The sequence below is a fragment of the Nonomuraea dietziae genome, assembly GCF_014195505.1.
Lineage (GTDB): Bacteria > Actinomycetota > Actinomycetes > Streptosporangiales > Streptosporangiaceae > Nonomuraea > Nonomuraea roseola.
Map to the genome: position 1 here is coordinate 595,152 of NZ_JACIBV010000001.1, position 24,962 is coordinate 620,113.

Here is a 24,962-nt window from a genome sequence, read left to right on the forward strand (position 1 = left end):
CGCGGACTGATGAACGTGTCCCTCAAGGTGAGGGCGGGCAGGCATGAGAAGACCCCGGCGGCCTTATGCGCATCTTGCCGTTCCGGCTGAGAACGGCAGACCTGAAGGCGGTCAGTGCATGTGCCACACACCGTGGGCCCGGGTGAAGTCGCCCGCTGCCAGCGCGTCGCGTGGGATGAAGATGTAGACCAGGCCGTTGTCGCCGAGTTGAGCGTCCGGTTTGGAGTCGATCTGGGCCAGGAGCAGCCATTGAGTGGGCAGCGTGCTCGGTTCGGCGGTCGCGCAGTGTCGCCACGGATCGTCCTGCAGGGGGTCGGCGTAGCCGAGCAGGCGGTGCCGGGGCCGGTCATCGTCGTCCAACGGGGGATGGAACTCGATGAACGCCGCGAACTCCTCGCTTGGGTTGGTCGGGTCATCGCCGGTGAGGTCCAGGTCGGTGAGGTCGTGGTAGAAGGGGCTGTCCAGTGGGGGCAACGACGGATCCACCGCCGGGATCACCGCGCGGTGCGGGAGCGTCTCGGTTCCTGCGGGCGGCTGAGCGACGATCAGGTCGCGGGCCTCGTCGTTGGCGGCCTCGGCCTCCGCGGCCCACGCCTGCATGGTGTGCGATCGGCGAACCGCTCAAGAAACTGCATCGTGGTCTGTGCCTGTTCGTCGTTCAGCACAACCTGGGGGAATTCCAGCATGCCGGGGGTCATGGACAGTCCGCCTGTCCGGTCGACGACGCAGGCCAGCAGGGACGGCAGCGACTGAACCCATGCCTGAACATAGGCGTGGGTTCGCCTGAGGGTCTGCCCTGCCGGGATCAGCGGGACGGTCTGCTCTGCGCATTCGCCGGTGTCGTCGTTGTGCAGGCACAATCTCACGCCGAGGGATCCGTCGCTCGCGAAAACGAGGCCAGGCTCGGCAAGCTCCAGGCGTGTCTGCGCATGCTTGGCCGCTCCACCGTTCCTCATTCTTCGACAGTGCCAAACAGTTGTTCCCTATCTCGTCATTGATGAGGCTCAATGGTGGACGCGACGATGTGTCGGCAAGCGACGACCACAGGGAGAACGATGGCGAACACAAGCGCGGTGAACAGGTCGACGCTCACGGGCAGGCCGCTGTTCGACGACCACGACGTGCCGATCGAGCGCGCCCTGCTCGAGCTGCGATCGTTCGAGCACGGCGTCACGATGCATCGCTACGCCGTCCGGGATGCAAGGGAGGCGAGCTCGTGCTGAGGCAGATCGCGGATGGTGTGCTGGTCCATGAGAGCGAGTTCTGCCAGAGCAACGCCGTTGTCGTGCAGGGCCGGGATGGCGTGTTGCTCATCGACCCCGGGGTGCAGGACCACGAAATGGCGTGCCTCGCGAGCGACGTGTCCGATTTGGGGCAGACCGTTGTGGCAGGCTTCTCGACGCATCCGGATTGGGATCACCTGCTCTGGCACCCCCGCCTCGGCGCGGCCCCTCGTTACGGCACGGCCCGATGCGCGGCCACCGTGCGGGAGCAGCTGTCCGACCCGGGTGCGAAGGCCGAGATAACCGCCCACCTGGCCCCGACGGGCATCGCCGACCAGGTCCCGCTCGACCTGTACGGCCTCATCACCGCCCTGCCCGCCGAGACGGCGCGGATTCCCTGGGATGGCCCTCACGTCCGGATCATCGAGCACCAAGCGCACGCACCGGGCCATGCGGCGCTGTTCATCGAAGAACGCGGGGTTCTCGTCGCCGGCGACATGCTCTCTGATGTCTTGGTTCCGATGCTCGACCTGGACGACACCGCTGACCCGATCGAGGACTACCTCGCCGCGCTGCGGCTGCTGGAGGGCGTGGCGGGCGACGTGGATGTCCTCGTCCCCGGCCACGGGTCAGTCGGCGAAGCCGATCAGGTACACGCACGGATCGAGCGGGATCGAGCGTACGTGCTCGCCTTGCGTGAGGGCCATGTTCCCAGTGACCCGCGGGTCGGCCCATCGGCCAAGCCCGGCTGGGAGTGGGTAAGCGATGTGCACGACGGGCAAGCCCAGCGCCTCGCCCGAAGAAGCGAGCGCGACGGGACGCCCGGCTTCTGAGCTGCGGGATCAGCTTTCCGTTTCCAGCTCGGCTCGCACCGTTCGCTGGTCGACGGCAGGGCGGCCCGTTGGCCGTCGAACAGGGCGCGTCGGTGATCTCGCCGTCCGCAGCCGACCACCAGCACCTGTGGAGGCCCCATGATCACGGGCGTGATCATGGGCGCTGCTGTTTGATCTACGTCGCCAACAGCGTCCCTCCGGGAGGACGGGGCTTCGCGTTCCCCCGCACTCGCCGGCGCTCACCTGCCAGGTCTCACCCTCGCGTGACGGACAACCGCATGGAGGTGTAGTCGAAGGTGATGGCAAGGGGTTCGAAGAACTCGTGGGAGAAGTTGGCGATCAGATCGAAGCCGAACTGGGCGGACGCGCCGGGGCCTGGCATCCCGGGAACGACCTTCTCGAAGGCGTAGCCGCGTACGTCGCGCCTGACCACCCTGCCCAGACTCAGGCGCTCGGCTCTGATCCGGTAGCGCTTGTGCCCGTTCTGCTCGATGGGATTGTCGTGGTCCACCTTCAGGCCCGCCTTCTCGGCGATCTCCAGGGTGGTCTCGATCCCGCTGGCGATGCCGCCGGTGTCGACGGTGACCATCCGCGGCCCGTAGTCCCCGAGGCTGCCCAGCGTGCAGGGAAAGTGGTCTCCGGCCAGCCACAGCGGCAGCCGGTCGCCGTGGCGCACCGGCGGTGGAGTGCTCTCCTTGCGGCGCAGGATCAGGGCGCGACCGGCGTAGTCCATCGTGGTCAGGAAGTGGTAGAAGATCGTCGTTCCGAACGCGCCCGCCGCAGGTGACCCGTCGGGCAGGGGTGGCCGGTCTACGTCGCTCCATTGCACCGGAAGGTTGCGGATCTCGATGTTTCCGATCTTGAACGACTCCAGGACGCCGACCCGGATCGTGAGCGGCTGGTTGTTGGCGTACCCTCCCGACCAGCTGGCCAGGGGACGCACGCCCGCCTCCTCTGCCGCCTCCTGCGACAGGTCGAGCGTCGCGTAGGTGTCCAGCCAGAATCGTTTGGGCGTCCCGCCGTTCACGACGGCCTCGACGCCGGGTACCGGGTCCAGCGTGAAGAACGGCACGCGCGCGCTCCGCGCCCCGTGTATCTGCCAGGGTGTGCCGCTGATGTGGGAGTAGAGCGTGGCCAGGGCCTGGTCGCGGGGGCGGTCGATGCTCTTGAGCAGCGGGACCGCGGGGGCGAGCCGGTCCTGCCGCACGAAGCACTCGGCCAGCCGTTGCGCCGAGGCGAGGTCACCGGGCCGCAGCGCGAGGGCCTTGGACAGATGCCGCTCCGCGTCGCCGAACCGGTTGGCCAGCAGGGCGATGTAACCGATCTGCGCCCACGCGTGCACGTTGCCCGGATCGTTGCGCAGGAGACGCCGGTAGCCGCGTTCGGCGGCGGCGAACCGGCCCCCTTCGAAGAGCTGATCGGGGTCGTCGACGGCGGCGTGCGCCGCGCTCGGGACGGAATCCAGGAGGGGAAGGATCGCGCCCGCAGCCGCCGCCGACCCCGCTCGTCGCAGGAACGTCCGCCGGTCGACGTCGTGGAACTCCGCTCGTATGGGCATACCGGGCTCCTCGTGTACTGGTCGAGATGTCGTCCTCCGCAGTGGTCACTGCGGGCATGAGGACAAGCAACACCAGGGGGTGCTTGATTGACATAAGCGCACGACGACGGACTGGTCGCGGACTCCTGCCGGCCTGCCCCCGAGGAGCTGCACGCCGCGGCCGAGGCCGTCCGGCTGTGCCCCAGCGGGGCGCTCGACAACCTCTGCCTGCCCTGCCGTCGTGGCTCACCAACCCGCGGTGGGACCGGTTCGCCGCGCTACTGCCCGACCGCCCCGCTGGGCCGCCACCGGCGACCGGGCGCCGACCGGTTCGTCGCCGACAAGCGCATCCAGCCGCGGTGGGCGCCGGCGAAAGCGACGCTCGCGGAGCTCGGCCTCGGCCGTCCGGGCGCGCCTGGGGGAGGGGTCGTGGCCAGCAGCGGGGCGGCCGTCCACTTGGTGCCCACGGCGACGGTGAGCCCGGGTTCGCGCCACCGGGACGCCGAGAGCCCACGGGGCGTTGACTTTGTCGCAAGGTATGACGCACCATGTTGCTACAAAGCTTGCGACAAAGGAGGCGCTATGACTCGTGGACCGGCACCGGACACCGATCTGCGCATGGCGGGCGAGTGGCTGGCCCACCACGACCTAGCCGACACCCACCCGACCCCGCTGCTCGCCAGCCGGCTGGCGGTCCGCAGACGCGCCCGCCTGGCCACTTACGTCATCCTGGCCGCGCTGATCGTCGTGAGCGCTTTCGTCGCCACTTCCGTTTTCGGCGGCCTCCAGCCGCATCGCCCGCTGCCGCTGCTGGCCCTGGCCGCGTCGGTGGCCGGGCTACTGCTGGCACAGTCCCTGCTTGACCGGTGGGTGCGACGCGTCGACCAGCGGGCGGGCGCGACACTGTCGCGCAGGGCCGCCCATCCGATCCATCCCGGCTGGCGGACCGTGCTCGGCCGGCCGTACGCCGTTTTCGCGGTCGCCACGTTCGCCGGCGCGGTGGCGCTGGCCGCAAGCGCCCTGGCCGTTCCCGAGCCGACCGTGCGGCAGATGGCCGTCGTCGTGCTGATCGGCCTGCTCGGCGCGATGGCCATCACCGCCATGCAGCTGCGCCACCTGCTCAGGTTCCCGGTCGTGGCGGAGGACGAGGAATCGCTGACCGCCGACGTCATCATGCGCGTCGAGGACGCCCGCGAGCTCACCACGCCGAGCGTGCAGTGGTCGCTGCCGGTGGTGCTGTTCGGTACCGCGCCCGGCTGGTGGGGCGCCGCCGCGTTCGCCTACCTGATCCTGAGCCTGGCCGCGTGCGTCGCGCTCCATGCCAGGACGCCGTCGTGCGCGACGGTGGCCCAGCGGGCCATGAGCGTCCGATGATCATCATCGACGCGGCTTCGCCGGTGCCCCCGTTCGAGCAGCTGCGGGCCCAGCTCGCCCGGCAGATCCAGGACCGCACGCTGGCCGTGGGCGCCCGGCTGCCGACCATCCGCCACCTCGCGGCCGACCTCGGCCTGGCCGTCAACACGGTCGGCCGGGCCTACCGGGAGCTGGAGGAGGCGGGGCTGATCGAGACGCGGGGGCGGGCGGGCTCGTTCGTGTCGTCCGCCGGAGAGGAGGGCAGGGAGCGGGCCCGCCGTGCCGCAGCCGACTACGCGGCCGTGATCGCCAGCGTCGGCATCGACGCGGGCGAGGCGATCCGCATCGTGCAGGCGGCTCTGACGTCCGGCGCGGCAGCACCGGCCTCGTCATGATCGCGACCCGGCGGCGTGGACACGTCACCGGGGCGCACGACGCCGGCCGATCAGGCGGCGTCCGAGCCGCCGCATCGGCTGCTCCAGGTATCGGTGCGCCGGCCGGCTCCCTCGACAGCAGCACGACACGGTTCCACCAGGTGATCGCGTGCGGGCCGAGACCGAGGGAGCCGGGCAGGTTTCGTCACCGGCGACGGGCCAGCTTGGGGCGGGACTGGCCGAAGTTGAGCCGGGCGCCCGCCCTTCCCCTCAGGGCGTGACGAGCCGACCTCAGATCCGGGTCATGGTCGATGCGTATCCGCCTCCGCCGGGGTAGACCCATTCGCCGGTGACCGTGGTGCCGTCGGCGCTGAACGTGCCCTCGTAGTAGGCCGGGCTGCCCTTCGCGCCGCCCCAGATGGTCAGCTTGTCGCCGGTCAGCTCGTAGGCGTAGTCGAGGGTGTTGCCGGTCGAGTCGTAGAAACGCGACACCACGTCCGCGCCGACCGGCTCGCCGAAGGGGTGCAGGTGCCCGATCACCTCCAGGCCGGTGACCTGCTGGCCGAATTGGGTGAGCTCCACATGCTGGAGCAGGAAGAAGCGGCCGGGCATCCACTCGTACCGCACCGTTCCCTCTGCGCCGCCGGTGACCGCCCAGGTGCCGACCAGGCGGTCCAGGGCCTTCATCTCGGCGCTCGGCTGGTTGGTGGCAGACATCGAGTCCATCTCGTCCTCCTTGGTGAGTGCTTGCCGGTACCTCGGAGGCGATCCCCGGCCCTCGACATCTTTGAGATGTGACTTAGATCACATCGCGCTCATGTTGAGATCCCGGTTCCGGCCACGAGGTAGCGACAGGAACCCGTCGAAGGGGTCCGGTCAAGCAACCATCAAGGAGGAAGTCATGGCCACCGCTGCCACCCCCGCCGTCCACACCACTCCCGCCGTCCCCGCTACGTCCGGCCGCCTCGCCGGCGCCCTCGCCGGGCCGGCCTTCTTCGCTTCGGCCATCGCTCAGATGCTCACCCGTGAGGGCTTCGACATCACTCGGCACCCGATCAGCCAGCTCGCCACCGGCGACCTCGGCTGGATCCAGATCGCGACGTTCGTGCTCGCGGGTCTCGGCGGCTTGGCGCTGGCCGCGGGCGTCGGGCGCACCATCACCGAGGGGGTCGGAAGGCGGGCGCTGCCGATCCTCGTCGGGGTCTTCGGCGCCGGGCTGGTCAGCGCAGGCCTGTTCACCATGGATCCGGAGAACGGCTTCCCCGCCGGCACCCCTGACGGACCGGCTGCCCAGATGTCCTGGCACGGCGTGGCGCACTCGGTCGCGGCGGCCGTCTCCTTCACCGCGCTGGCCGTCGCCGCCATCGTGCTGACCGTCCGGTACGCTCGCCGCCGGGCCGTGCTGCCTGCCGTGTTGAGCGGCGCCGCCGCGCTCGTCCTGCTGCTGCCCATGTCGCCGGATCACATGAGCATCCAGATCGCCGTCAACGGCCTGGTCGCCTTCACCTGGACGACCGTCCTCGCGCTGTCCCAACGCCGCTCCGCCTGATCACGCGTACGCTCGTCTGAGCACGACCAGGAAGAGGATTCACATGAAGTACCTGTTGCTCAGCTACACCCCGGCCGCTGCCTGGGACGCCGCGACCGCCGACACCCCATCCGAGGAGGCACTGGCCGCGTTCGCCGCGTACCAGAAGTTCGAGCAGGAGCTGATCGCCACCGGCGAGTTCGTCAGCAGCGAGGGCCTCGGCCACCCGGTGGTCAGCACCACCGTCCGCAGGACCCCGAACGGCGTGGTGGCGACCGACGGGCCGTTCGCCGAGCTCAAGGAGGTCCTGGCCAGCTTCGCCGTGATCGACGTGGCCAGCAGGGAACGCGCCGTCGAAATCGTCTCGCGGATCGTCGAGGTGCTGGGCGAGCCGATCGAGATCCGCCCGATCATGGGCGACGACTTCGCGGCATGACCGGCCGCACCGGGGACGTGGAGCACCTGCTGCGCACGGAGGCACCGCAGGTGCTCGGTGCGCTGGTGCGGCGCTTCGGTCACTTCGACGTCGCCGAGGACGCCGTGCAGGAGGCGCTGCTCGCCGCGAGCCGGACGTGGGCGGCCGACGGCGTGCCGGACAACCCGCGCAGCTGGCTGATCCGCATCGGCTACCGGCGGATGGTCGACCTGCTCCGCTCCGAGCAGGCCAGGCGCCGACGCGAGCAGGAGGCCGGGATGACCGAGCTGGCCATGCACGAACCGGCCCGCCAGGCGCATCCGCTACAGGAGACCGACGACAGCCTCGCCCTGCTGCTGCTCTGCTGTCACCCCGCGTTGAGCGCCACCTCCCAGGTGGCGCTCACGCTGCGGGCGGTGGGCGGCCTGACCACAGCCGAGATCGCGCATGCCTACGGGATGACCGAACCCACCATGGGCACGCGGATCAGCCGCGCCAAGCAGCAACTGGCCCGCGCCGGTGCCCGCTTCACCCCGCCGACCGGCGCCGACCGGGGCGACAGAGTGACCGCTGTGATGCAGGTGCTCTACCTGATCTTCAACGAGGGCTACACGGCCTCCACCGGCGACGAACTCGCCCGCGTCGACCTCACCAGCGAGGCGATCCGGCTGACCCGCATGCTCCGCGACTCCCTGCCGGACGACCCCGAGGTGGCCGGCCTGCTCGCGCTGATGCTGCTCACCGACTCACGGCGCGCCGCCCGCACCGGCGGCGACGACGAGCTGGTGCCGCTGGACGAGCAGGACCGGACGCAGTGGGATCCCGACCTGATCCGCGAGGGCACCGAGCTGATCGACAGCGTCTGGGGCAGGCGCGAGGTGGGCCCGTACCAGCTGCAGGCCGCGATCGCGGCCGTGCACGCCACAGCCGCGACGTCGGAGCAGACGGACTGGCCGCAGATCGCGGCGCTGTACCTCTGGCTGGAACGGCTCAGCCCGACCGCGCCGGTGCGGCTGAGCCGGGTGGTGGCGGTGGCCAAGGCGTACGGGCCGGTCCGAGGGCTGGCGCTGCTCGACGACCTCAACCGTCGCTACCGGCTGGATCAGGAAGCGCTGACCCGGCAACGGGAACGCGCGGTGCGCGCCCACCTGCTCCACATGACCGGTGACGCGGCCGGCGCGGCGCGGGTGTACCGCGAGGCAGCCGCCCTGACCGGCAACCAGGTCGAGCAGCGCTATCTGCTCGACCGGGCCGACCGCCTCGGCTGAGGCCGGAAGCGACGCTTCAGGGCAGGATCTCGACGTACCCGTCGGTTCCGTGTACACGGATCCGCTGCCCGTTCCGGATCAGCCGGGTGGCGTCCACCACACCCACGACGGCCGGCAGACCGTACTCCCGTGCGATCACGGCCCCGTGAGTCATCAATCCTCCGACCTCCGTGACCAGGCCTGAGACGGCGACGAACAGGGGCGTCCAGCTGGGATCCGTATGGGCGGTGACCAGGATGTCGCCGGCTTCGAGCTCGGCCTCCGCCATGTCCAGGATGACGCGGGCCCTGCCCTCGATGGTTCCGGCGGAGACCGGTAGGCCGATCAGGGCACCGGCCGGCACGTCGTCGCGTCGGTACGCCCCGGTGATGGCCTCGCCGTCCGAGGTGAGCACCCGCGGCGGCGTGAGCGCGTGGTACGACCGGTACGCGTCCTTGCGCTGCCGGATAAGCTGGTCATCCACCTGGTTGGTGCGCACGACGTCGTGGAGCTCCTGGAATGTGAGGTAGAAGATGTCCTCCTTCTCAGGGAGTACGTCGGCCCGCACGAGACGCTCGGCCTCCTCCAGCAAGGCCTGCTTGTAGACGAGGAGGCGGCTGACGATGCCGTACTTCGGGTACTCCCGGTAGCCGATGAAAGTCCGGACCCGGTCGATCATCCGCTTGGCCTCGTCGGCTTTCCGCTCCCCGTCCGGCAGGGCCCGCAAGCGTGACAGCACGTCCCTTTCCTTCTTCTCCGCCTCCTGCCGCCCTTGCTCGAAGCGCCGCTCGGCGGCGCCCGGCTCGAAGAGCTTGACGTTGTCGAGGATCACGGGCACGAGCGTGGTGGGGCGCTCGCGCCAGCGGGGCCTCGTGATGTCGATTTCGCCGACGCAGCGCATGCCATACCGGTCGAGGTACGCCTCGATGGCGTCGCGCGCTTCAGGCCCGCCCGCGAACTTCGGCAACTCGTCCAGGAAGCCCTCGTCCTCGACGCCCTGCAGGAACGCCACCACCTCCGGATGCGGCCGGATCACGTCCGCGACGTCGAGCAGCGCCAGTCCCATCTCCGACGTGACGTTGTCAGGGGCGGACAGCGTGAGCGTGTCGGCCGCGTTCTTCTCGCCCAGCCACTCGTACAGCTTGTCGTTGAGCCACCACGTGGCCTCCATCCCCGCCATGATCGCCTGCGTGTTCAGCGGATCTTTGAGGACTCGCTTTTGCTCCTCGAAGGCCTCCAGCAGGAAGTCGAGCAGCGCCGGTCCGGTCTTCGTCCGGATGCCGCGCCGCAGGGCGGCGATGGACGTCTGGCTGCGCTCGATCAGCTCGCTGACGATGGCCGGATCCGTCTCGATCGGGGCGGGCGCGCCGCCGGCCTGCGGCCCGACGGGACCTCCGTCCGGGAGCGACGGGACGAAGTCGCCGCGGTCGAGGACGGTCTCCAGCGCGTCCCTGACCAGCGGATCGGACCTCCCCATCATCTCCAGGAGGCCGGCGCGGCTCGCGGGCGACGCCAGCCGCCGGGTGACGTCGACGAACAGCCGCCCGCCTGCCTCGTGCATCGGCGCGAGGGCCGTCAGCTGCCACACGGAGAGCCCCAAGGGCTTCATGGGGTCGGTCATCATCTGCCCATGGCCGACGGAGACGTAGACGTGATTGTCCTGGTCGCCGGTCTCGGGGATGGGGAACAGCGTGGTGATCGGCCGACTCTGAACGATCTGGAAGCCATCATCGACCAGGCACCATTCGATGTCCTGCGGGCGGCCGAAGTGCTCTTCGATCCGCCGCCCGAGCTGCACGAGCCGCACGACCTGCGCATCCGTCAGCGCCGCCTGCTCCTGCCGCTGCGGGTCGATCACCACTTCCTGCGTCCCGCCACCCGGCAGCGGGTGGATGGCACGCCGCTTGGCGGCGACCGTCTTGGCGACGACCTCGCCGTCGCGCACCTTGAACACGTCCGGGTTGACCAGCCCGGAGACCAGGGCTTCGCCGAGGCCGAAGCCGGCGTCCACGGTGGCGACCTTCCGGTCGCCCGTCACGGGGTCGGCCGTGAACAGGATGCCGGCCGCTTGCGCGAAGACCATCTGCTGCACGACCACGGCCATGCCGACCGTTCGGTGGTCGATCCCGTTGCGCTGGCGATAGGTCACGGCCCGCTCGGTGAACAGCGACGCCCAGCACCGGCTGACGTGCTGGAGGATCGCCGCAGGGCCCACGACGTTCAGGTAGGTGTCCTGCTGGCCCGCGAAAGAGGCCGTCGGCAAGTCCTCTGCCGTCGCGCTGGACCGCACGGCGTAGGCGGCCTGCTCTCCGAGCTGGGCGAGCCCGCGGGTGATCGCCGCCGCGAGACCGCCAGGGATCGCGATCCCTTCGACGGTCCTGCGGATCTCCGCGCTGAGCGTGCGGATCGCCTCCCGGTCATCCGGGTTCAGGTGCGCCAGCTGATCGAGCAGATCGGCCATCGACGGCGCTTCCGCCACGATGCGCCGGTAGGCGTCCGTCGTCACGCAGAAGCCGGCCGGCACGCGGATCCCCTCGATCCGCGACAGCGCGCCCAGATGCGCGCCCTTGCCGCCCACGACCGCGACCTGCGTCTCGTCAACCTTCCGCAGACCCATCACGTACTGCTCAAGCATGCGATACCTCCGCGGCAGCCGTGCTCCGTCGCACCGCACCGGCCGATCGGATCACCGGTGCCTCGCGCTCTGTCGAGCCCCCTTGTTGAGCACGTCGCCATCTCCGTTGCCTTCCCTGTGCCCAGTCGGCCTTCCGCTCCGCCCGGTCAGGCGGCGCGCACACTCGTGCCTCCGCCCCGAGCGCCCGCAACCGCACCGCCAGTCCCACCACCGGTTCGACGTCACCGCGTCCCATGTCGAGCCCTCTTTTCCGCAGGGTGTGGCCTCGGCCGACGATTCTGCGGCACGACCCGGGTCTTGCCGCAAGCCCCCCGGTGCGCTATACGTTAGGAGTGGCAAGGAGAGTGATCTCCCCCTGCGCAGGCGTGGTGTCCGAGCGGTCGTTCCGGCAGCCTCCAGCCCACCTGAAACCCGGACGCCGAACAGCCCTCTAACCTCCTGGGATCAGGAGTTCAGGGGGCGCAGCAGCGTATTGCGGATGTGAGGCCACTTGTCGCCTGCCGCGAGATAAACCGAACCCAGTGGTGATCTCGGTGGCGGTCTCGATGCCGGTCAACCCGTCGCGGACGACCAGTACACTCCCGCCGTCGCCACGCCTGTCCAGGCGCGCGCAGGCGCAGCGCCGCGGGCCGGCCGGTGACGTCGAAGGCGTGCTCGGGCTCGACGGCGGTGACACGGGCCGGGCGCAGCCGTATCCTCGTCCCCGCGAAGACGTCGGCGAGCTTTGAGCCTCGAGCTCCCGGCCGGCCGCGAGCTGATGCATCCGCAGCCGCTCGACGAAGTCCCGCACAGCGTTGACCACGGTGATCTCGGTGTCGGCCGGGGACAGCCGGCGGGCCAGGTCCCCGGCCACGTAGACCCCGGCGTAGCCGGCGCCGAGAACGACGATGCGGTGGCGTTGCTCCTGTCGGTTCGCTTGCTCCCGGTGAACTGAGCGGAACGGCGCCCCGATTGCTGACAGGAACCGCATGTGGCATGGGTCACAGAGGGGCAGGAGCGCCGCCCAACGATGCTCGCGACGCCGAGGCGGCGCAGAGCCGTCTCAAAATCAAATCTCTCTTTCTTTAGATTTTGAGATAGCGATAGACGGTGGCCCTGGAGACGTCGAAACGGGCGGCGATCTCCTCGCCGCTGCAGCCCTCGGCGTACAGGGCGCGCACCTGTGTGATCTGCTCCTCGGTGAGGATGGCGCGTCGTCCGCCGTTGCGTCCCCGGGGGAGCCCGCGCGCCCGGGGCGCGACCGGGGCGCCCAGCAGCGCCCGCGCCCCGTCCAGGATCGTGCTACGCAACTGATCGGCCGGTGCATCGCGGAACAGCACCACCGGATCGGCCAGCCCGGCGACCACCTGGCAGGCTCGCACCCGCTGCTCGAGCCCGCAGCCTGGACCAGCCACCAGCTCGTTGGCCAGGGCGATCGCCGTCCGGAAGCGGTCGGCGATCGGCGCCTGCACCAGCAACGTCATGTCCTTGACCAGCATGGTGAGTGTCTGGCGATGGCGCAGGTGCACATCGACGTAGCCTTCGATCGCCCGCCACCGCACCTCCTCGGCACTGTCGCAGGACTCGGCCTCGGCCAACACCGCCTCCAATTCGTCCAGCAGCGGAATCGTGAGCCGGCGGAGGATCTCCTCCTTGGAATCGAAGTGGTAGTAGAGCGCAGCCTTGCTGATGCCCACTTCATCGGCGATGGCCTGCATCGAGGTGGCGCGGTAGCCGCGGGCGGCGAACAGGGCGCGCGCCGCCTCCAAGATTCGCTCGGATGTCATTCGATCTCACTTACCTGAGGTCAGATTATTCGCTAGAGTGCTTACCGGCAGTCAGTCTATTGCTGCGGGGATGATCTGTATGCGAACCCAGGTGTCCTTCACCGCCGCCGGCGTCCGGTGCGCCGGCTACCTCTACCTGCCCACCGGTTCCGGGCCGGTGCCGTGTGTGGTGCTCTGCCACGGCTTCAGCGGGACCATGGACCGGCTCTTCGACTACGCCGAACGCTTCGCCGCCGAAGGCTTCGCGTCACTGGTGTTCGACTACCGCAGCTTCGGCGAGAGTGATGGCGAGCCCCGCCAAGTCCCCGACATCGACGGCCAGCTCGTCGATGTCCGCGCCGCCGTGGCCTTCGCCCGCGCGCACGAGCGGATCGACCCCGGCAAGGTGCTGCTGTGGGGCAACTCGCTGGGCGGCGCGCACGTCATCACCGTGGCCGCGAGCGATCCCCGGATCGCCGCCGTGGTGGCGCAGATCCCTTTCAACGGATTTCCGAAGAAGGTCGAGGGACGCTCGACGAGTGAGACGCTACGGCTGCTTGGCGCGATCGTCTGGGACGCGATCCGGGGCAAGGTGGGGCTACGTCCGTCCTACATCCCCATGGTGGGACGGCCGGGAGAACTCGCCGTGACCGCCACCCCCGAGGCCGACCAGCACATCCAGACGCTGACCGGTGGAGGAAAGACGCTGTGGCGCAACAGCGTCGCGCCCAGAGGCCTGCTGCAGATGATGCGCTACCGGCCCGCCGAGGCCGCCGCGCGGCTGACCTGCCCGCTGCTGGTCTGCGTCGCCGCCGAGGACCGCGAGACACCCCTGGAGAACAGCCGGGTGCTGGCCGACCGTGCGCCGCAAGGCGAGCTGCGTGTCTACCCCGGCAGCCACTTCACCTTCTACACCGACCTCAGCTTCCGGGACCGCGTGGTCACCGACCAGGTCGACTTCTATCGCCGGACATTTGTAACAAGGTGAGCGTTCACCAGGGGTGACATCGCGCACCTCCACTTGTGGGAGAACCATGCTGCACGGACGTCAGGCGGAGCAAGCCGTCATCGCCGAGTTGGTGGAAGGCCGGTACGGTGCACTGGTCGTGCGCGGTGAGGCGGGCATTGGCAAGTCGGCCCTTCTGGAGTGTTCTGCGGCTGGGGCACGGGCGCAGGTGTTACGGGTGTCCGGTGTCGAGTCCGAGGCCGACCTGCCCTTCGCCGCGCTGCATCTGCTGCTGCGTCCCGTCCTCGAGCACGTCGAGGCGCTGCCGCGCCAACAGGCGGAGTCGTTGCGCGGTGCGCTCGGCCTCGGCGGTGCCACCCGGGGCGACCGTTTCCTGGTCGGGCTCGCGACGCTCAACCTGCTGGTGGAGCTGTCGGCCGCGGGCCCGGTGCTCTGCCTGGTCGACGACGCGCAGTGGTTGGACGGCGAGTCGGCCGATGCGCTGCTGTTCGCTGCACGCCGTCTGCATGCCGAGCCCGTCGCCGTCCTGTTCGCCGCGCGGGACGGCGATGTGCGGGACGGCGACTTCCCCGCCAGAGGGCTGCCCGAGTTGCGGCTCCGGGAGCTGGATGCCGAGGCGGCGGGCAACCTCCTCGCCGAGCAGGCGGCGGATCTGCCGCCTACCGTGCGCGACCAGCTGATGGCCGAGGCCGGGGGCAACCCGCTGGCACTGATCGAGCTGCCCCGGATGCTCACCCCTGAGCAGCGTAAGGGCGCCATGGCTCCGCTGACCTTCTTCGCCGGTACGGCGCAGCCGGTGACGGACCGGGTGCTGATGGGGTTCCGCGTCCGCGTCTCGGCGTTTCCCGCCGCCACCCGCTCCTGCCTGTTGGTGGCGGCGTTGGACCACCACGGCGGGTTGGAGGTGCTGGCGCGCGCGGTCAGCCAGCTTGGGGCCTCGCTGGTCGACTTCGCTGAAGCCGAGCGCGCGGGTCTGGTCCGGGTGGGGCCCGACGGCGTTGCCTTCCATCATCCGCTGGTGCGTACTGCGGTGCTGCTGGCCTGCGACATCGGCGACCGGATGGCCGCCCACCAGGCGCTGGCCGAGACCGCCGACGACGACCGGCGTGCCTGGCACCGGGCCGCCCTCACTCTGCAGCCCGACGAGGAAGTGGCCGGGGAACTGGAGAACCTGGCGCTGCTCGCGCTGCGCCGCGGCGGGCAGACGGCGGTCTCGGCGGCTTACGCCCGCGCGGCGGAGCTGTCACCCGACCCCGGCCGGGCCGTGCGCCGGTGGACCGCCGCAGCCCAAGCCGCGATCGAGGCGGGCCTATGGCAGCGCGCGGGCGAGCTGGTGACCAGGGCGCGGCAGCGGGCCGAGACGGTCACGCTGACGGGGTCTGCCCAGGCTGAACTCGCCTACGTGCGCGCCAAGCTGGAGGTCGAGGCGGGCCGGCCGCTGGATGGCGTACGGCTGCTGCACGACGGGGCCGAGGCGACCGACGACCTGCCCAGCAAGTTGTCGCTGCTGGCCATGGCGGGCTACTACACCTGGCCCAGTTCCACCCACCCCGACCAGCTCACCCTGGCCCGCCGTACCGAGGAACTGTGCCCGGACGGCGAGGGGCCGGTGGAGGCGGTGCGCACCGTCAACCACTCCTTCCGCCGGGTCCTGGAGGGCGACGCCACCCCCACGCTTCTGTCGGGCAGGCCGGGACGGGACGACCACATCCCCTACGAGCTGCGCTGCCTTCAGGTCTTCCAGGGGATCGTCGGCGAGGACATCGCCGGCATGCTCGACGCCCCCACCGCGCTCGTGGAGGAATGCCGGGTGGAGGGACGGCTGGGGCGCTTGCCCCAGGCCATGGTGATCCTGGCCATCGCCGAGGTGCTCGGCGGCCGGCATCCCTCCGCGCGGGCCACGGTGACCACGGGTCTGGCCCTGGCCTCCGATGTCGGCCAGCCGATGTGGCGCGGCTACCTGGCGGGCATCCACGCCTGGCTGTCGGCAGTCGCCGGGGCGCAGGAGGAGTGCGAGGCGATGGCCGAGCAGGCGATCCGTGACGCCGACCACCGTAGGTGGATGCCCGGAGCCGGTTGGGGGGAGTGTGCCCGGGCGATCCTCGACCTCGGGCTGGGCCGCTACGAAGCGATGCTTGACCGGGTGGACCGGGCGATGAGCGGTCCCACGAGCCATGCCTTCCTGTGGCGGTATTCCTGGCCCGACTACATCGAGGCCGCTGTCCGGGTGGGGAAGCCACGGCGTGCCCAGGACCTGCTCCACAGCTTGGCCGCCTCCGCAGAGGCAGCGGGCCGGACCGCACCGCTCGCCCTCCTCCAGCGGGCGCGTGCGCTGCTGAGCCCCGACAGCGCGGCCGGGGCGCTGTACGAACGGGCGCTGGCCCTGCACGCCCAGGACCGGCAGCCGTTCGACGAGGCACGCACCCGCCTGGTTTATGGCGAGTGGCTGCGCCGGAACAGGCGGCGAGCTGAGGCGCGCGGTCAGCTCCAGGCCGCCATGGAGGCCTTCGACCACCTGGGCGCCACTCCTTGGGCTGCTCGCGCCGCCACCGAGATGCGCGCGACCGGGCTCAGCCTGCCGGACCGCTCGCAGGCCGCAGATCCGCTGGCCGTGCTGACATCGCAGGAGCTGCAGGTGGTACGGCTGGCTGCCACTGGCGCGTCCAACCGCGAGATCGGCGCGCGGCTGTTCCTGAGTCCCCGCACCGTCGCCTCCCACCTGTACAAGGCCTTCCCCAAGCTGGGAGTCGCCTCTCGCGCCGAGCTGGCCAGGCTGGAGCTGGCATAGGTCAGACCCGACGGTAGATGATCGGCTGCGCGGCGACGCCGTTGACCTTGAAGTTGGCCAGCACAAAAGTGCGGAACGTGGGCCGGAAGATCAGGCTGGGCAGAAAGGCGCACCAGTTGGGCCAGCTGGCGTGGTTGACCAGCCCGTAGTCGGTGGGCTCGCCCTCCACCGGCCGCATCAGCGCGGAGTTGGGCAGCGCGGTCTTGGCCTGGAACCACCCGGCGGTGTACTCCCACACCTTCAGCAGGGTCTCGCGGTCGTCGGCGTAGAAGTAGTTGAACAGGTAGCAGTGGTCCTGGCTGTGGTCCACATCGCCGAGCCGTCCGGCGTTGTCGGCCACGATCTGGTGGGTACGGCGGGAGGCCGCGCGGAGCGTCTCGGCGAGTTCCTGGTAGGCGGCGCTCTCGCGGAGCTCCAGAGCGGCCTCCACGGACGCGGTGCGGATCAGCACGACGACGTCGAAGCGCGCCGGCCGGATGCCCCGGGCGGCCAGCACCTCCTCGCCCTCGCCGGGTGGGCGCAGGACCGCGCGGAACACGTTCGCCTCGCGCGCCTCGATCCCCGCGACCAGCGCCTTGAGCCGGGCGGCTAGTCGTGTGGGAGCAGACGCGAAGGGGCCACGCCAGGAGCCGGCCTCGCCGGCCAGCATGACGAAGCCGTCACCGGTTGCGGGCAGCGCCTGGGCCCTGACGGCCAGATGGTCATTGATCAGCTTCATGGCGCCGACGCTAGCCAGAGGCCCTCGGGGCTCGCCTCCGTCATCTGACTGATGTTCACCGGCCAACTACCGTGCGGATGCTGAGGGTCTCCTGTTCCTGAGCCTCGGCGACGGTGATGGGCAGCTCCCACGCACCACCCGTGACCAGCACGTTGCGGCGACGAAGCGCCGGGATCGGACTGGACGGACCGAACTTCGTCGAGGGCCGCCACGTGCGAGGCAAGGTGATTTTCACCGCCTGAATAGCGGGTCGACCGTGACCTCCGGGCAGGCCCGTCACGGGAACAGCGGTCTTGCCGTCACAGCAGCATGCTGATGGTGATCATCTCTTCACCTTGATCCCCGGACAGGATGATCGACAGTTCCCATACGCCGTCCATGGCGAACATGTTCTCCGTGGCGACGAAGCGGCCGTGACCGGCCTGGACGGTGCCGACCGGCGGCAGAGCGTGGCCCATGCCGGGCATGGCCGCAGCCAGCGTGACCGTTTCGGCCTTGCCCGAGGTCACCCGCACCTCGACTGGATCGACCGGCACGGTGACGGTGTAGCGCGTACCCGCCGCCTGCACGCTCTCAGGGCCGCCGCCGAGCCAGCGCGAAACGACGGCGAACAGCACCCCCGCCACGAGCAGGCAGACACCCGCATACTTCATCGATCTACCTCCATGGTGAAGGACCTGGTCATGAGACGACCTCTGGCGGCGTACTGGACCCAGACCAGGTAGCGGCCCGGCTCGGGAGATGTGAGCGAGAAGCGCAGTGCGGAGGTCCCGGCCGCCGTCCCGTGCGCATGCGCCAGGTGTGCGCCGTCCCGGCTCCTGACGATCAGGTGGCCAGGCATGCCCAGCCAGGGCTGGGCCGGCGCCTGCGTGCCGACCTCGATGGTCAACGGGCTTCCGGCGACGAGGACGGCCGGCGTCAGGCGGGGCGTGACGGGCTGCTGGACGTAGGCGTCCGGCCGCGCCCTACCCGAGACCTCGAAGGCGCCGGTGAGCAGCTGCCCGCCCGACTCCTGCCGCTCAATCTCGGCGTAGGCCAGGTAGCGACCCCGACGCGGGAGGCTCAGCCGTACGGCCAGCACGCCCAGCGCGGTCCGCAACGGGTGCACGTGCCGGAAGACCGCGCCGTCCTCGCTGGTGACCACGACATGTGCGGCGGCCTCATGGTGGATGGCGAGGTCGTCCACCGGCCGCCCGGTCGCGCTGTCCGCCAGCCGCAGGGCCAAGGTGAACTCGGCGCCCGTGACGGGCCGGGCGGGCAGCGTCGAGAACCGGCCTTGCGCATACGGCCGCCCGCCCGCCAGCTGCGTAGGAGAGAGGTACGGCATGAGCAGCATCACCGTGACCGCGACCCCCGCAGCCGCACTCGCACCGCTCACGAGCCGCCGGGACACGCTCCTGGCCAGCACCCCGCCCACCAGCAGCAGCCCGGCCGCCAGGAAGGCGCCGTCCATCACCATCGCCCAGGGAGCGCTCTCGGGAACCACGACCGGGAACGGGATTACCGAGACCTCAGCACCGGCACGGACGCGCAGCTCGTGCGGGCCGGCATGCTCGGCCCGCAACGCTGCCGGCTCCCGACCGGCGCTCACCGAACCGGTCGACTGCTGCCGTCGGTCAGCGAGCGCGACTCCAGCTCCAGGCTCACAGGCTGCAGCGCATGCGCGCTCACCCGCAGCGGCCCCGGCACCTGCGAGGACGCCGTTTGCCCATCGCCTCTGTCACGTGACTGACGTGCCCCGAGCACACGTCAGTCACCTGACGGAAGCGATGGGCAGCGCAATCTTCTTAGAGTTCCGGCCATGATCAAGCGACCTGAACCCTATTCGGCGACCGTTATGGCAATCCTGGCCGCCGCCTTCTGCACCTGGGCCCTGCTCACCCTCCCCATCCAGGGTGCCGTCATCCTCGTGGTGGCCAGCGTGCTGGGCTGGAGCGGTTGGATCGCCTTCAGCTACACCCGCCCCGTGAAGTCCAGGAAGGTGATCGCCGTCTACCTGTGCGCGGTGGGCTTCCAGCTCATCCACATGGCCGAGGAGTACACCGGCGGCTTCCCGCACGAGATCGTCGAGCTGTTCGACTCACCGCGCGACTGGCCGGAGAAGGAATTCCTGCTCGTCTTCGTCTTCGGTTTCGGCGCTCTCTATTTCTTCGCCGGCGCCGGCGCGCTCTACCGGATCCGCGTGGCCAACTTCTTCCTGTGGTGGTACGCCCTCGGCGCCGGCCTGCTCAACGGCATCGCCCACTTCGTCTTCCCGATCCTCAAGGGCGGCTACTTCCCCGGCCTGTACACCGCCGGCGGCCACTTCATCATGAGCGGGCTGCTGATCTACTTACTCATCAAAGAGAACCGCGTGCTCAAGGCGGAGGAGCAGCAGCAGGTTCAGTCGCTGGTCAGGTAGCGCTGGATGGTCGGCGCGAGCCACTGGGATGTGGCGACGTGGCGACACAGCGGCGCCGCCCTGGGCATCGCCAGCGCTTGCGCGCCGAGGACCTCGCGCAGCCGCACGGCCCGCGGCCTCATGTGTCGCCCCTGGACGCTGATGGGCTTGGGCAGGAGAGCATGTCGATGATGTCGACCCGACTGGAGGAGACATGGAACGAATCGTCGTGCAGCCGGTAGGAACGGTCGTCGGTGGACGCGCTGAGGCGTTTGACGACGACTGGAATGTCGAGAAGGCGCTGATCCGTCTCGACGGAACGCGTTTCGGGCCAGAGGCGCTCGCCGGGCTGGACGCGTTCTCGCACCTGGAAGTGGTGTTTCAGTTCCACCTCGTGGACCCATCCTCGATCAACACCTCCGCCCGTCACCCCCAGGGCAACCCGGACTGGCCCAAGGTCGGCATCTTCGCTCAGCGGGGCAAGAACCGGCCGAACCTGCTGGGCGTCTCGCGCTGCCGGGTGGTCGCCGTGGACGGCCTGGACATCCATGTCCGCGGCCTGGACGCCGTCGACGGCAGCCCGGTCCTGGACATCAAGCCCTACATGGCCGAGTTCGGCCCGCAGGGCGAGACGGTGCAGCCGGAGTGGGCCACCGAGCTGATGCGCACCTACTACTGAAAGGAAGGAAACCTCTCATGTCGAAGACCGTCCTGGTGACCGGCGCCTCCACCGGAATTGGGCGTGCCACCGCGCTGCTGCTGGCCCGCGAGGGCTTCACCGTCTACGCGGGGGTGCGCAAGGAGTCAGACGGCCAAGCACTCGGCCCCACTGTCACACCCATCATTCTCGACGTCACCGACGCCGGCCAGACCGCGGAGGCCGCCGAGCGCCTGCGCCATCTCGATGCCCTGGTCAACAATGCCGGGATCGGCGTCACCGGACCGCTGGAGTTCGTCCCCTTGGACGCGTTGCGCCGGCAGTACGAGGTCAATGTCTTCGGCCAGGTGGCAGTCACCCAGGCGATGCTGCCGATGTTGCGGGCCTCGCGCGGGCGCGTGGTCACAGTCGGCTCGGTGGGCAGTTGGATCACATTGCCCTTCGGCGGTCCGCTGTGCTCCTCCAAGCACGCCATCCGCTCGCTGAACGACGCGCTGCGCATGGAGGTCAAACCCTGGGGGATCCGCGCGGTACTCATCGAACCCGGCTCCATTCACACAGACGCGGTGGACAAGCTGGAAGACGAGGTCGAACCCCGACTGGCCTCTCTCGGCCCCGAGGGCAGGCAGCTGTACGGCACCGCCTACCGCACCATGACCACCGCCGGGCTCAAGGAGGAGCGCTCGGGCTCCAGCCCCGACGTGGTCGCCCGCGCGGTGCTGCACGCCCTGACCGCGCGCAAGCCCCGCTCCCGCTATCCGGTCGGCAAGAAGTCCCGGCTGATGAGCACGCTCGGCCGCATCGTCCCCCAGTACACCCTCGACCGCCTGCGCCTGCGCGCGCTCGGCCTGTCCTGAACCCCGAACGGAGCACACCGATGCCCCAGCTCGCCGGAGCCGACGCCCTCGTCGCGCTCGACCCCGTTTTCGCCCGGCTCGCCGTCGGTGCGGGCCACAACCTGTGGGGCCTGACCCACCTGACTCCGCGTGAGAAGGCCTTCGTCTGCCTGACCGCCGACCTGTGCCACCCCCACCTGGGCCTGCCGTTGGCCATGCACGTGCAGATGGCCCTGGCCAATGGGGTCGAACCCGAGTCGATCCGGGAGCTCTACCGCCACCTGGCCCCCTATGTGGGCTACCCCATCCTCGTCCCGGCCTTCCAGCGTCTGGCTGAGCTCGGCCTCCCGGAAGCATCCGACACCGAGGCGGTCAAGCCGGTGCCGGTGACCGGGCCGCTGGCCCGCGCCGTACGCGACCTCGAGGACGTGGACCCGGGCCTGGCCGCCTTCACCGAGGACCAGCTCGCCCAGCGCTGGGCCCGCACCCACCTCAGTGTGCGCGAGCGGGCCATCGCCTGTCTGGTCGTGGACGTCTTCTACCAGACGTTGGGCGAATCCCTCCGCCTGCACGCCGAACTGGCCAAAGCGGCCGGAGCCACCGAGGAAACCCTGCGCGATCTGCTCCGCGGTCTGGCCGAGTTCGGGCTACCCCGAGCCTGGGCCGCCGCCAAGGCCCTCCTTCCTCAGCGGGGCTCCGGCTCGGGGACCGCCACCTGAGCGCTGCAGGAGGCGAAGGCGCCGGCGCAAGGACTCCCCGGGCTAGAGGTGCCGCCCGCCGGTGCGAGTCCGGGACGAGGCGCGCAGGCCGCCGGTCGTTACCGTGCAGGGCCTGACCGGCGCATCTACGAGATCGCCGCCGAGGTCACAGGTGCCGCGCCGCGGCGGTGCCTGTTCGTGGATGACCGGCCGGAGAACGTGGAGGCGGCCAGGTCGCTCGGCATGACCGGCCTCCACTACCGGACGGTGGCGGATCTCGCCGCGGCCCTGGCATGGCGGTGGCGGGTTGCCTGCGATTCCGCCCCGACTCCGCCGCTGATCGTCGCCATGCGCTCAGCACAATGGGCGCGGGGTGTGCGTTGGATCACTCGGCATGGCTGTCACGGATCGTCGCGCCAGCCCGTCCAGACGCATGGGGACTCCCCGCGACTGAACCAAAGGATCACCATGACACGCCTGGACAACGCACCTCAGACCACCGCTCCCCAGCCGGTGCACAAGCGAGGCTGGCGCCGCCGGCTGGCGGCTGCGCTAGCCCTGCTGGTGGCCGCGCTGCTGTTCGGCGCGTACGGCTGGCAGCCGGCCGAAGACGGTCGCGCTTTCCGCTCGCCGTACCTTGCCCAGGTCGGCTCACGCTACGCCGACACCCCTATCGCGCGCTTCCACTACGTCCAGGCCGGATCCGGCACGCCGGTGATCCTGCTCTCGCCCGGCGGCACCTCGGTCATCGGCTGGAAGGATCAGCTCACCGTGCTGGCTCGCGACCACACCGTGTACGTGGTCGACCTGCCAGGCCAGGGCTACACCCAGCTGAAGGACGCCGACTTCGCCTTCGACCTGGACGCCATGGTCTCCGCCGTCGGCGCCTTCATGGACCACCTCGGTGTACGGCAGGCCGCGCTGGCGGGCAACTCCTGGAGCGGCGGCTGGGCCCTGGCCTTCGCCCAGCGCCACCCTGATCGCGTCACCAAGCTCGCCCTGCTGGACGCCACCGGCCTGGACCTGCCGGGGACCTTGATGTGGGAGTCCTTGAAGGTCCCCGTCATCGGGGAGCTGGCCGTCAAGCTGTCCACCGGCAAGTCCACCGTCCGCGGCCTGGCCAAGGGCATGATGGTCAACAAGGGCCGCGTTAGCGAGCAGTTGCTTGACGAGTGGTGGGCGCCGATGACCTTCTACGACAACATCCGCGCCACCTACCTGCTGGAACGCCGTCTGGACTGGGCGCAGACCGAACGCGCCCTCCCCATCACCAAGACCCCGGCCCTGGTGCTGTGGGGCAAGCAGGACACCATCCAGCCTGTCGAGCGCGCCCACCGTTTCGCCGAACTGCTCCCGAACGAGCAGCTCGTGGTGTTGGATGGCTGCGGCCACGCCCCCCAGCTGGACTGCCCGGAACCGGTCAACCACCACCTCCAGACCTTCTTCGCCGACTCACGGTGACCCATTGCCCACGCGTACATAGCCCCTGGTGAGCTGCTCGCGGCAGCCCTCAACGATGCGGGCCTTCATACCGACGTGATCAAGGATCCCGGCAGTGGGCGGGGTGGGGGCACCAGCCGTTGCCGGGGCAAGTCGGCTCGTGGAACAGGTCCGCGGTCTGCTCTTCTTCGAGCGCCGGGCCAGCACGAAGTCGGCGAGAGCGCCGGCGCCAGACCTGATCGTCTCCCATCCGCCGGCACGGGTAGCTCCCGGGAACGCACACAGAAAGGGACATTCACGCCATGCCATCCACCGATTCCCCGATCCCGCGCTTCCACCTGGCCGTACCAGTCGACGACCTGGCCGCGGCGCGCCGCTTCTACGGTGAGGTGCTCGGTCTGGAGCAGGGCCGCAGCGCCGAGACATGGGTGGACTGGAACCTGCACGGCCACCAGTTCGTCACCCATCTCGCCCCTGGCCGCACCCAGCGCATCCACAACCCGGTCGACGGCCACGACGTCCCCGTACCGCACTTCGGCCTCATCCTGACCATCCCGGAGTTCCACGAACTCGCCGACCGCCTTCGCGGCGCGGGCACCGCGTTCGTCATCGAGCCGTACGTACGCTTCGAGGGCGAGGTCGGCGAGCAGTGGACGATGTTCCTGCTCGACCCGGCGGGCAACGCTCTGGAGTTCAAGGCGTTCGCCGACGACTCCCAGGTCTTCGCCACCTGACGACGCGCCGTCTCATGCCGCACTCCCGGGGGCGCACCCATGCGCCCCCGGAAGACACCTTGGCCCCATTCGGTTCGTGCGATGAGCACGAGCTACATCTGGGTCCGCGCGTACGTGTGCAGTGCGTCGCGGACGAACGCCGCCCCCGCGGCGTCGTCGTACATGCCGGCGAAGCGGGGGTCGTCGACGTACATGTCGCCCAGGCCCTTCACCATCTCGATCGAACGCTCCCTGTCGCCCTCGGCCGTGGGGGTACCCGGGATCTGGCTCAGCCACTGGACGTGCCGGGTAGCCAGTGACCGAGCGTGCTCCGATGTCGGGGAAACCCCGGCCTTCGCTGCGGCGACCCATGCGGCGACGAGGTCCTCAGTGTCCTGCTTCCAGGCCAGCTGCTGGTCAAGGGTCTTGCCGTGCCACCAGTCGTTGCTCACCTGGAACGCGCGCTCGCCCCAGCGTGAGATCACCTCGTCCTTGTAGTGGTCGTTGAACCCCGCCAACATCACGTCCATCCGCGGTTCCACCCCCGCCTGCATGGCCTCGAGCGTGTGACGCACCGATCGGATCTGCCGTTCGAGGCGGTCCCGTTCCTCTTCCAACGCGGCGATGTGGGCGCGGAGCCCGTCGTGGGTGTCCACCTCGTCGGCCAGGACCTTGGCGATGGCCGGCAAGCCCATGCCGAGCCGGCGCATGAGCAGGATCCGCTGCAGCCGGGCGACCGCGCCCGGGTCGTAGTAGCGGTACCCGTTCGCGCCGACCCGGGACGGGGCCAGGAGCCCGACGCGGTCGTAGTGACGCAGGGTGCGACTGCTGATGCCGGCCCTCGCCGCGAGTTCCTGGATCGTCCACTCCATCC

The 24,962-nt window shown here is 69.9% G+C and carries 25 protein-coding genes and 2 pseudogenes; 17 read left to right on the forward strand and 10 right to left on the reverse strand.

The window, feature by feature from the left end; translation table 11 throughout:
* Positions 1-111 precede the first annotated feature (111 nt).
* Positions 112-600, reverse strand: a complete 489-nt coding sequence (locus FHR33_RS03020; protein WP_183643164.1) for a DUF1963 domain-containing protein — start codon at positions 598-600, stop codon at positions 112-114.
* A 455-nt stretch (positions 601-1,055) separates the two neighbouring features.
* On the opposite strand from FHR33_RS03020, the gene FHR33_RS49710 reads away from it, so the two are divergent.
* The gene (locus FHR33_RS49710) at positions 1,056-1,223 is read left to right on the forward strand and encodes a hypothetical protein (protein ID WP_183643167.1); all 168 of its coding nucleotides are present in this window, start codon (positions 1,056-1,058) and stop codon (positions 1,221-1,223) included.
* Positions 1,217-2,056: an MBL fold metallo-hydrolase gene (locus FHR33_RS03030; RefSeq protein WP_183643170.1), complete on the forward strand. Its 840-nt coding sequence runs from the start codon at positions 1,217-1,219 to the stop codon at positions 2,054-2,056. Before FHR33_RS49710 ends, FHR33_RS03030 begins: the two co-directional genes overlap by 7 nt.
* 253 nt (positions 2,057-2,309) lie before the next feature.
* Here the strand turns inward: FHR33_RS03030 and FHR33_RS03035 are convergent, their stop codons facing one another.
* Complete coding sequence (locus tag FHR33_RS03035) at positions 2,310-3,614, reverse strand: retropepsin-like aspartic protease (RefSeq protein WP_183643173.1); 1,305 nt, start codon at positions 3,612-3,614, stop codon at positions 2,310-2,312.
* A gap of 203 nt (positions 3,615-3,817) precedes the next feature.
* On the opposite strand from FHR33_RS03035, the pseudogene FHR33_RS53150 reads away from it, so the two are divergent.
* The 3 genes and pseudogenes from FHR33_RS53150 to FHR33_RS03045 form a co-directional block, all read left to right on the forward strand.
* Positions 3,818-3,901 (forward strand): annotated as a pseudogene (locus FHR33_RS53150) (IS5/IS1182 family transposase); the annotation flags it as partial.
* Positions 3,902-4,175: 274 nt separating this feature from the next.
* Positions 4,176-4,967: a hypothetical protein gene (locus tag FHR33_RS03040; RefSeq protein WP_183643176.1), complete on the forward strand. Its 792-nt coding sequence runs from the start codon at positions 4,176-4,178 to the stop codon at positions 4,965-4,967.
* The gene (locus FHR33_RS03045; RefSeq protein ID WP_183643179.1) at positions 4,964-5,341 is read left to right on the forward strand and encodes a GntR family transcriptional regulator; all 378 of its coding nucleotides are present in this window, start codon (positions 4,964-4,966) and stop codon (positions 5,339-5,341) included. Before FHR33_RS03040 ends, FHR33_RS03045 begins: the two co-directional genes overlap by 4 nt.
* 270 nt (positions 5,342-5,611) lie before the next feature.
* Here the strand turns inward: FHR33_RS03045 and FHR33_RS03050 are convergent, their stop codons facing one another.
* Positions 5,612-6,046 carry a hypothetical protein gene (locus FHR33_RS03050; protein WP_221240901.1) on the reverse strand — a complete coding sequence of 145 codons (435 nt, stop codon included), beginning with the start codon at positions 6,044-6,046 and terminating at the stop codon, positions 5,612-5,614.
* A 175-nt stretch (positions 6,047-6,221) separates the two neighbouring features.
* Between FHR33_RS03050 and FHR33_RS03055 the strand changes: the two genes are divergently transcribed.
* From FHR33_RS03055 to FHR33_RS03065, 3 genes are read left to right on the forward strand one after another with little or no spacing between them, the layout of a single operon-like run.
* Positions 6,222-6,869, forward strand: a complete 648-nt coding sequence (locus FHR33_RS03055; RefSeq protein ID WP_183643182.1) for a DUF998 domain-containing protein — start codon at positions 6,222-6,224, stop codon at positions 6,867-6,869.
* 43 nt (positions 6,870-6,912) lie between these two features.
* Positions 6,913-7,284: a YciI family protein gene (locus tag FHR33_RS03060; protein ID WP_183643184.1), complete on the forward strand. Its 372-nt coding sequence runs from the start codon at positions 6,913-6,915 to the stop codon at positions 7,282-7,284.
* Positions 7,281-8,531 (forward strand): RNA polymerase sigma factor, encoded by a 1,251-nt coding sequence (locus FHR33_RS03065; RefSeq protein ID WP_183643187.1) that lies wholly within the window; start codon positions 7,281-7,283, stop codon positions 8,529-8,531. The genes FHR33_RS03060 and FHR33_RS03065 overlap by 4 nt, the downstream gene beginning before the upstream one ends.
* Positions 8,532-8,547: 16 nt before the next feature.
* Here FHR33_RS03065 and rph read toward each other — a convergent pair whose 3' ends face one another.
* Complete coding sequence (gene rph / locus FHR33_RS03070; RefSeq protein ID WP_183643190.1) at positions 8,548-11,145, reverse strand: rifamycin-inactivating phosphotransferase; 2,598 nt, start codon at positions 11,143-11,145, stop codon at positions 8,548-8,550.
* A 1,064-nt stretch (positions 11,146-12,209) separates the two neighbouring features.
* Positions 12,210-12,911, reverse strand: coding sequence for a TetR family transcriptional regulator (locus FHR33_RS03075; RefSeq protein ID WP_183643193.1), 702 nt, complete (start codon positions 12,909-12,911; stop codon positions 12,210-12,212).
* Between the two features lie 79 nt (positions 12,912-12,990).
* Between FHR33_RS03075 and FHR33_RS03080 the strand changes: the two genes are divergently transcribed.
* A complete protein-coding gene (locus FHR33_RS03080; protein WP_183643196.1) occupies positions 12,991-13,878 on the forward strand; it encodes an alpha/beta hydrolase in 888 nt (295 codons plus the stop codon).
* A gap of 46 nt (positions 13,879-13,924) precedes the next feature.
* A complete protein-coding gene (locus tag FHR33_RS03085) occupies positions 13,925-16,645 on the forward strand; it encodes a LuxR C-terminal-related transcriptional regulator (RefSeq protein ID WP_183643199.1) in 2,721 nt (906 codons plus the stop codon).
* Between the two features lies 1 nt (position 16,646).
* Here FHR33_RS03085 and FHR33_RS03090 read toward each other — a convergent pair whose 3' ends face one another.
* The 3 genes from FHR33_RS03090 to FHR33_RS03100 form a co-directional block, all read right to left on the reverse strand.
* Positions 16,647-17,363: a DUF1330 domain-containing protein gene (locus tag FHR33_RS03090; RefSeq protein WP_183643202.1), complete on the reverse strand. Its 717-nt coding sequence runs from the start codon at positions 17,361-17,363 to the stop codon at positions 16,647-16,649.
* A 299-nt stretch (positions 17,364-17,662) separates the two neighbouring features.
* A complete protein-coding gene (locus tag FHR33_RS03095; protein ID WP_183643205.1) occupies positions 17,663-18,016 on the reverse strand; it encodes a hypothetical protein in 354 nt (117 codons plus the stop codon).
* Positions 18,013-18,849, reverse strand: coding sequence for a DUF8832 domain-containing protein (locus FHR33_RS03100; RefSeq protein ID WP_183643208.1), 837 nt, complete (start codon positions 18,847-18,849; stop codon positions 18,013-18,015). Before FHR33_RS03100 ends, FHR33_RS03095 begins: the two co-directional genes overlap by 4 nt.
* 351 nt (positions 18,850-19,200) lie before the next feature.
* Between FHR33_RS03100 and FHR33_RS03105 the strand changes: the two genes are divergently transcribed.
* Positions 19,201-19,764, forward strand: coding sequence for an HXXEE domain-containing protein (locus tag FHR33_RS03105; protein ID WP_183643210.1), 564 nt, complete (start codon positions 19,201-19,203; stop codon positions 19,762-19,764).
* Here the strand turns inward: FHR33_RS03105 and FHR33_RS03110 are convergent.
* Entirely contained in the window at positions 19,746-19,886 is a 141-nt protein-coding gene (locus FHR33_RS03110; protein WP_183643214.1) for a hypothetical protein, read from the reverse strand. The genes FHR33_RS03105 and FHR33_RS03110 overlap by 19 nt on opposite strands.
* A gap of 71 nt (positions 19,887-19,957) precedes the next feature.
* Here FHR33_RS03110 and FHR33_RS03115 point away from each other — a divergent pair, with 71 nt between their 5' ends.
* The 6 genes and pseudogenes from FHR33_RS03115 to FHR33_RS03135 all read left to right on the forward strand — a co-directional run bounded on the left by FHR33_RS03115 (position 19,958) and on the right by FHR33_RS03135 (position 24,109).
* A complete protein-coding gene (locus tag FHR33_RS03115) occupies positions 19,958-20,422 on the forward strand; it encodes an SAM-dependent methyltransferase (protein WP_183643217.1) in 465 nt (154 codons plus the stop codon).
* A 17-nt stretch (positions 20,423-20,439) separates the two neighbouring features.
* Positions 20,440-21,258 (forward strand): SDR family oxidoreductase, encoded by an 819-nt coding sequence (locus FHR33_RS03120; RefSeq protein ID WP_183643221.1) that lies wholly within the window; start codon positions 20,440-20,442, stop codon positions 21,256-21,258.
* 20 nt (positions 21,259-21,278) lie between these two features.
* Positions 21,279-21,956, forward strand: coding sequence for a carboxymuconolactone decarboxylase family protein (locus FHR33_RS03125; RefSeq protein ID WP_183643225.1), 678 nt, complete (start codon positions 21,279-21,281; stop codon positions 21,954-21,956).
* Between the two features lie 48 nt (positions 21,957-22,004).
* Positions 22,005-22,178: pseudogene (locus tag FHR33_RS53155) on the forward strand (HAD-IA family hydrolase); the annotation flags it as partial.
* 225 nt (positions 22,179-22,403) lie between these two features.
* Positions 22,404-23,396 carry an alpha/beta fold hydrolase gene (locus FHR33_RS03130; RefSeq protein WP_246451626.1) on the forward strand — a complete coding sequence of 331 codons (993 nt, stop codon included), beginning with the start codon at positions 22,404-22,406 and terminating at the stop codon, positions 23,394-23,396.
* 281 nt (positions 23,397-23,677) lie between these two features.
* On the forward strand, positions 23,678-24,109 hold the full coding sequence (locus FHR33_RS03135) for a VOC family protein (RefSeq protein ID WP_183643232.1): 432 nt from the start codon (positions 23,678-23,680) through the stop codon (positions 24,107-24,109).
* A 92-nt stretch (positions 24,110-24,201) separates the two neighbouring features.
* Here the strand turns inward: FHR33_RS03135 and FHR33_RS03140 are convergent, their stop codons facing one another.
* Entirely contained in the window at positions 24,202-24,960 is a 759-nt protein-coding gene (locus tag FHR33_RS03140; protein WP_183643235.1) for a MerR family transcriptional regulator, read from the reverse strand.
* Positions 24,961-24,962: the final 2 nt, after the last annotated feature.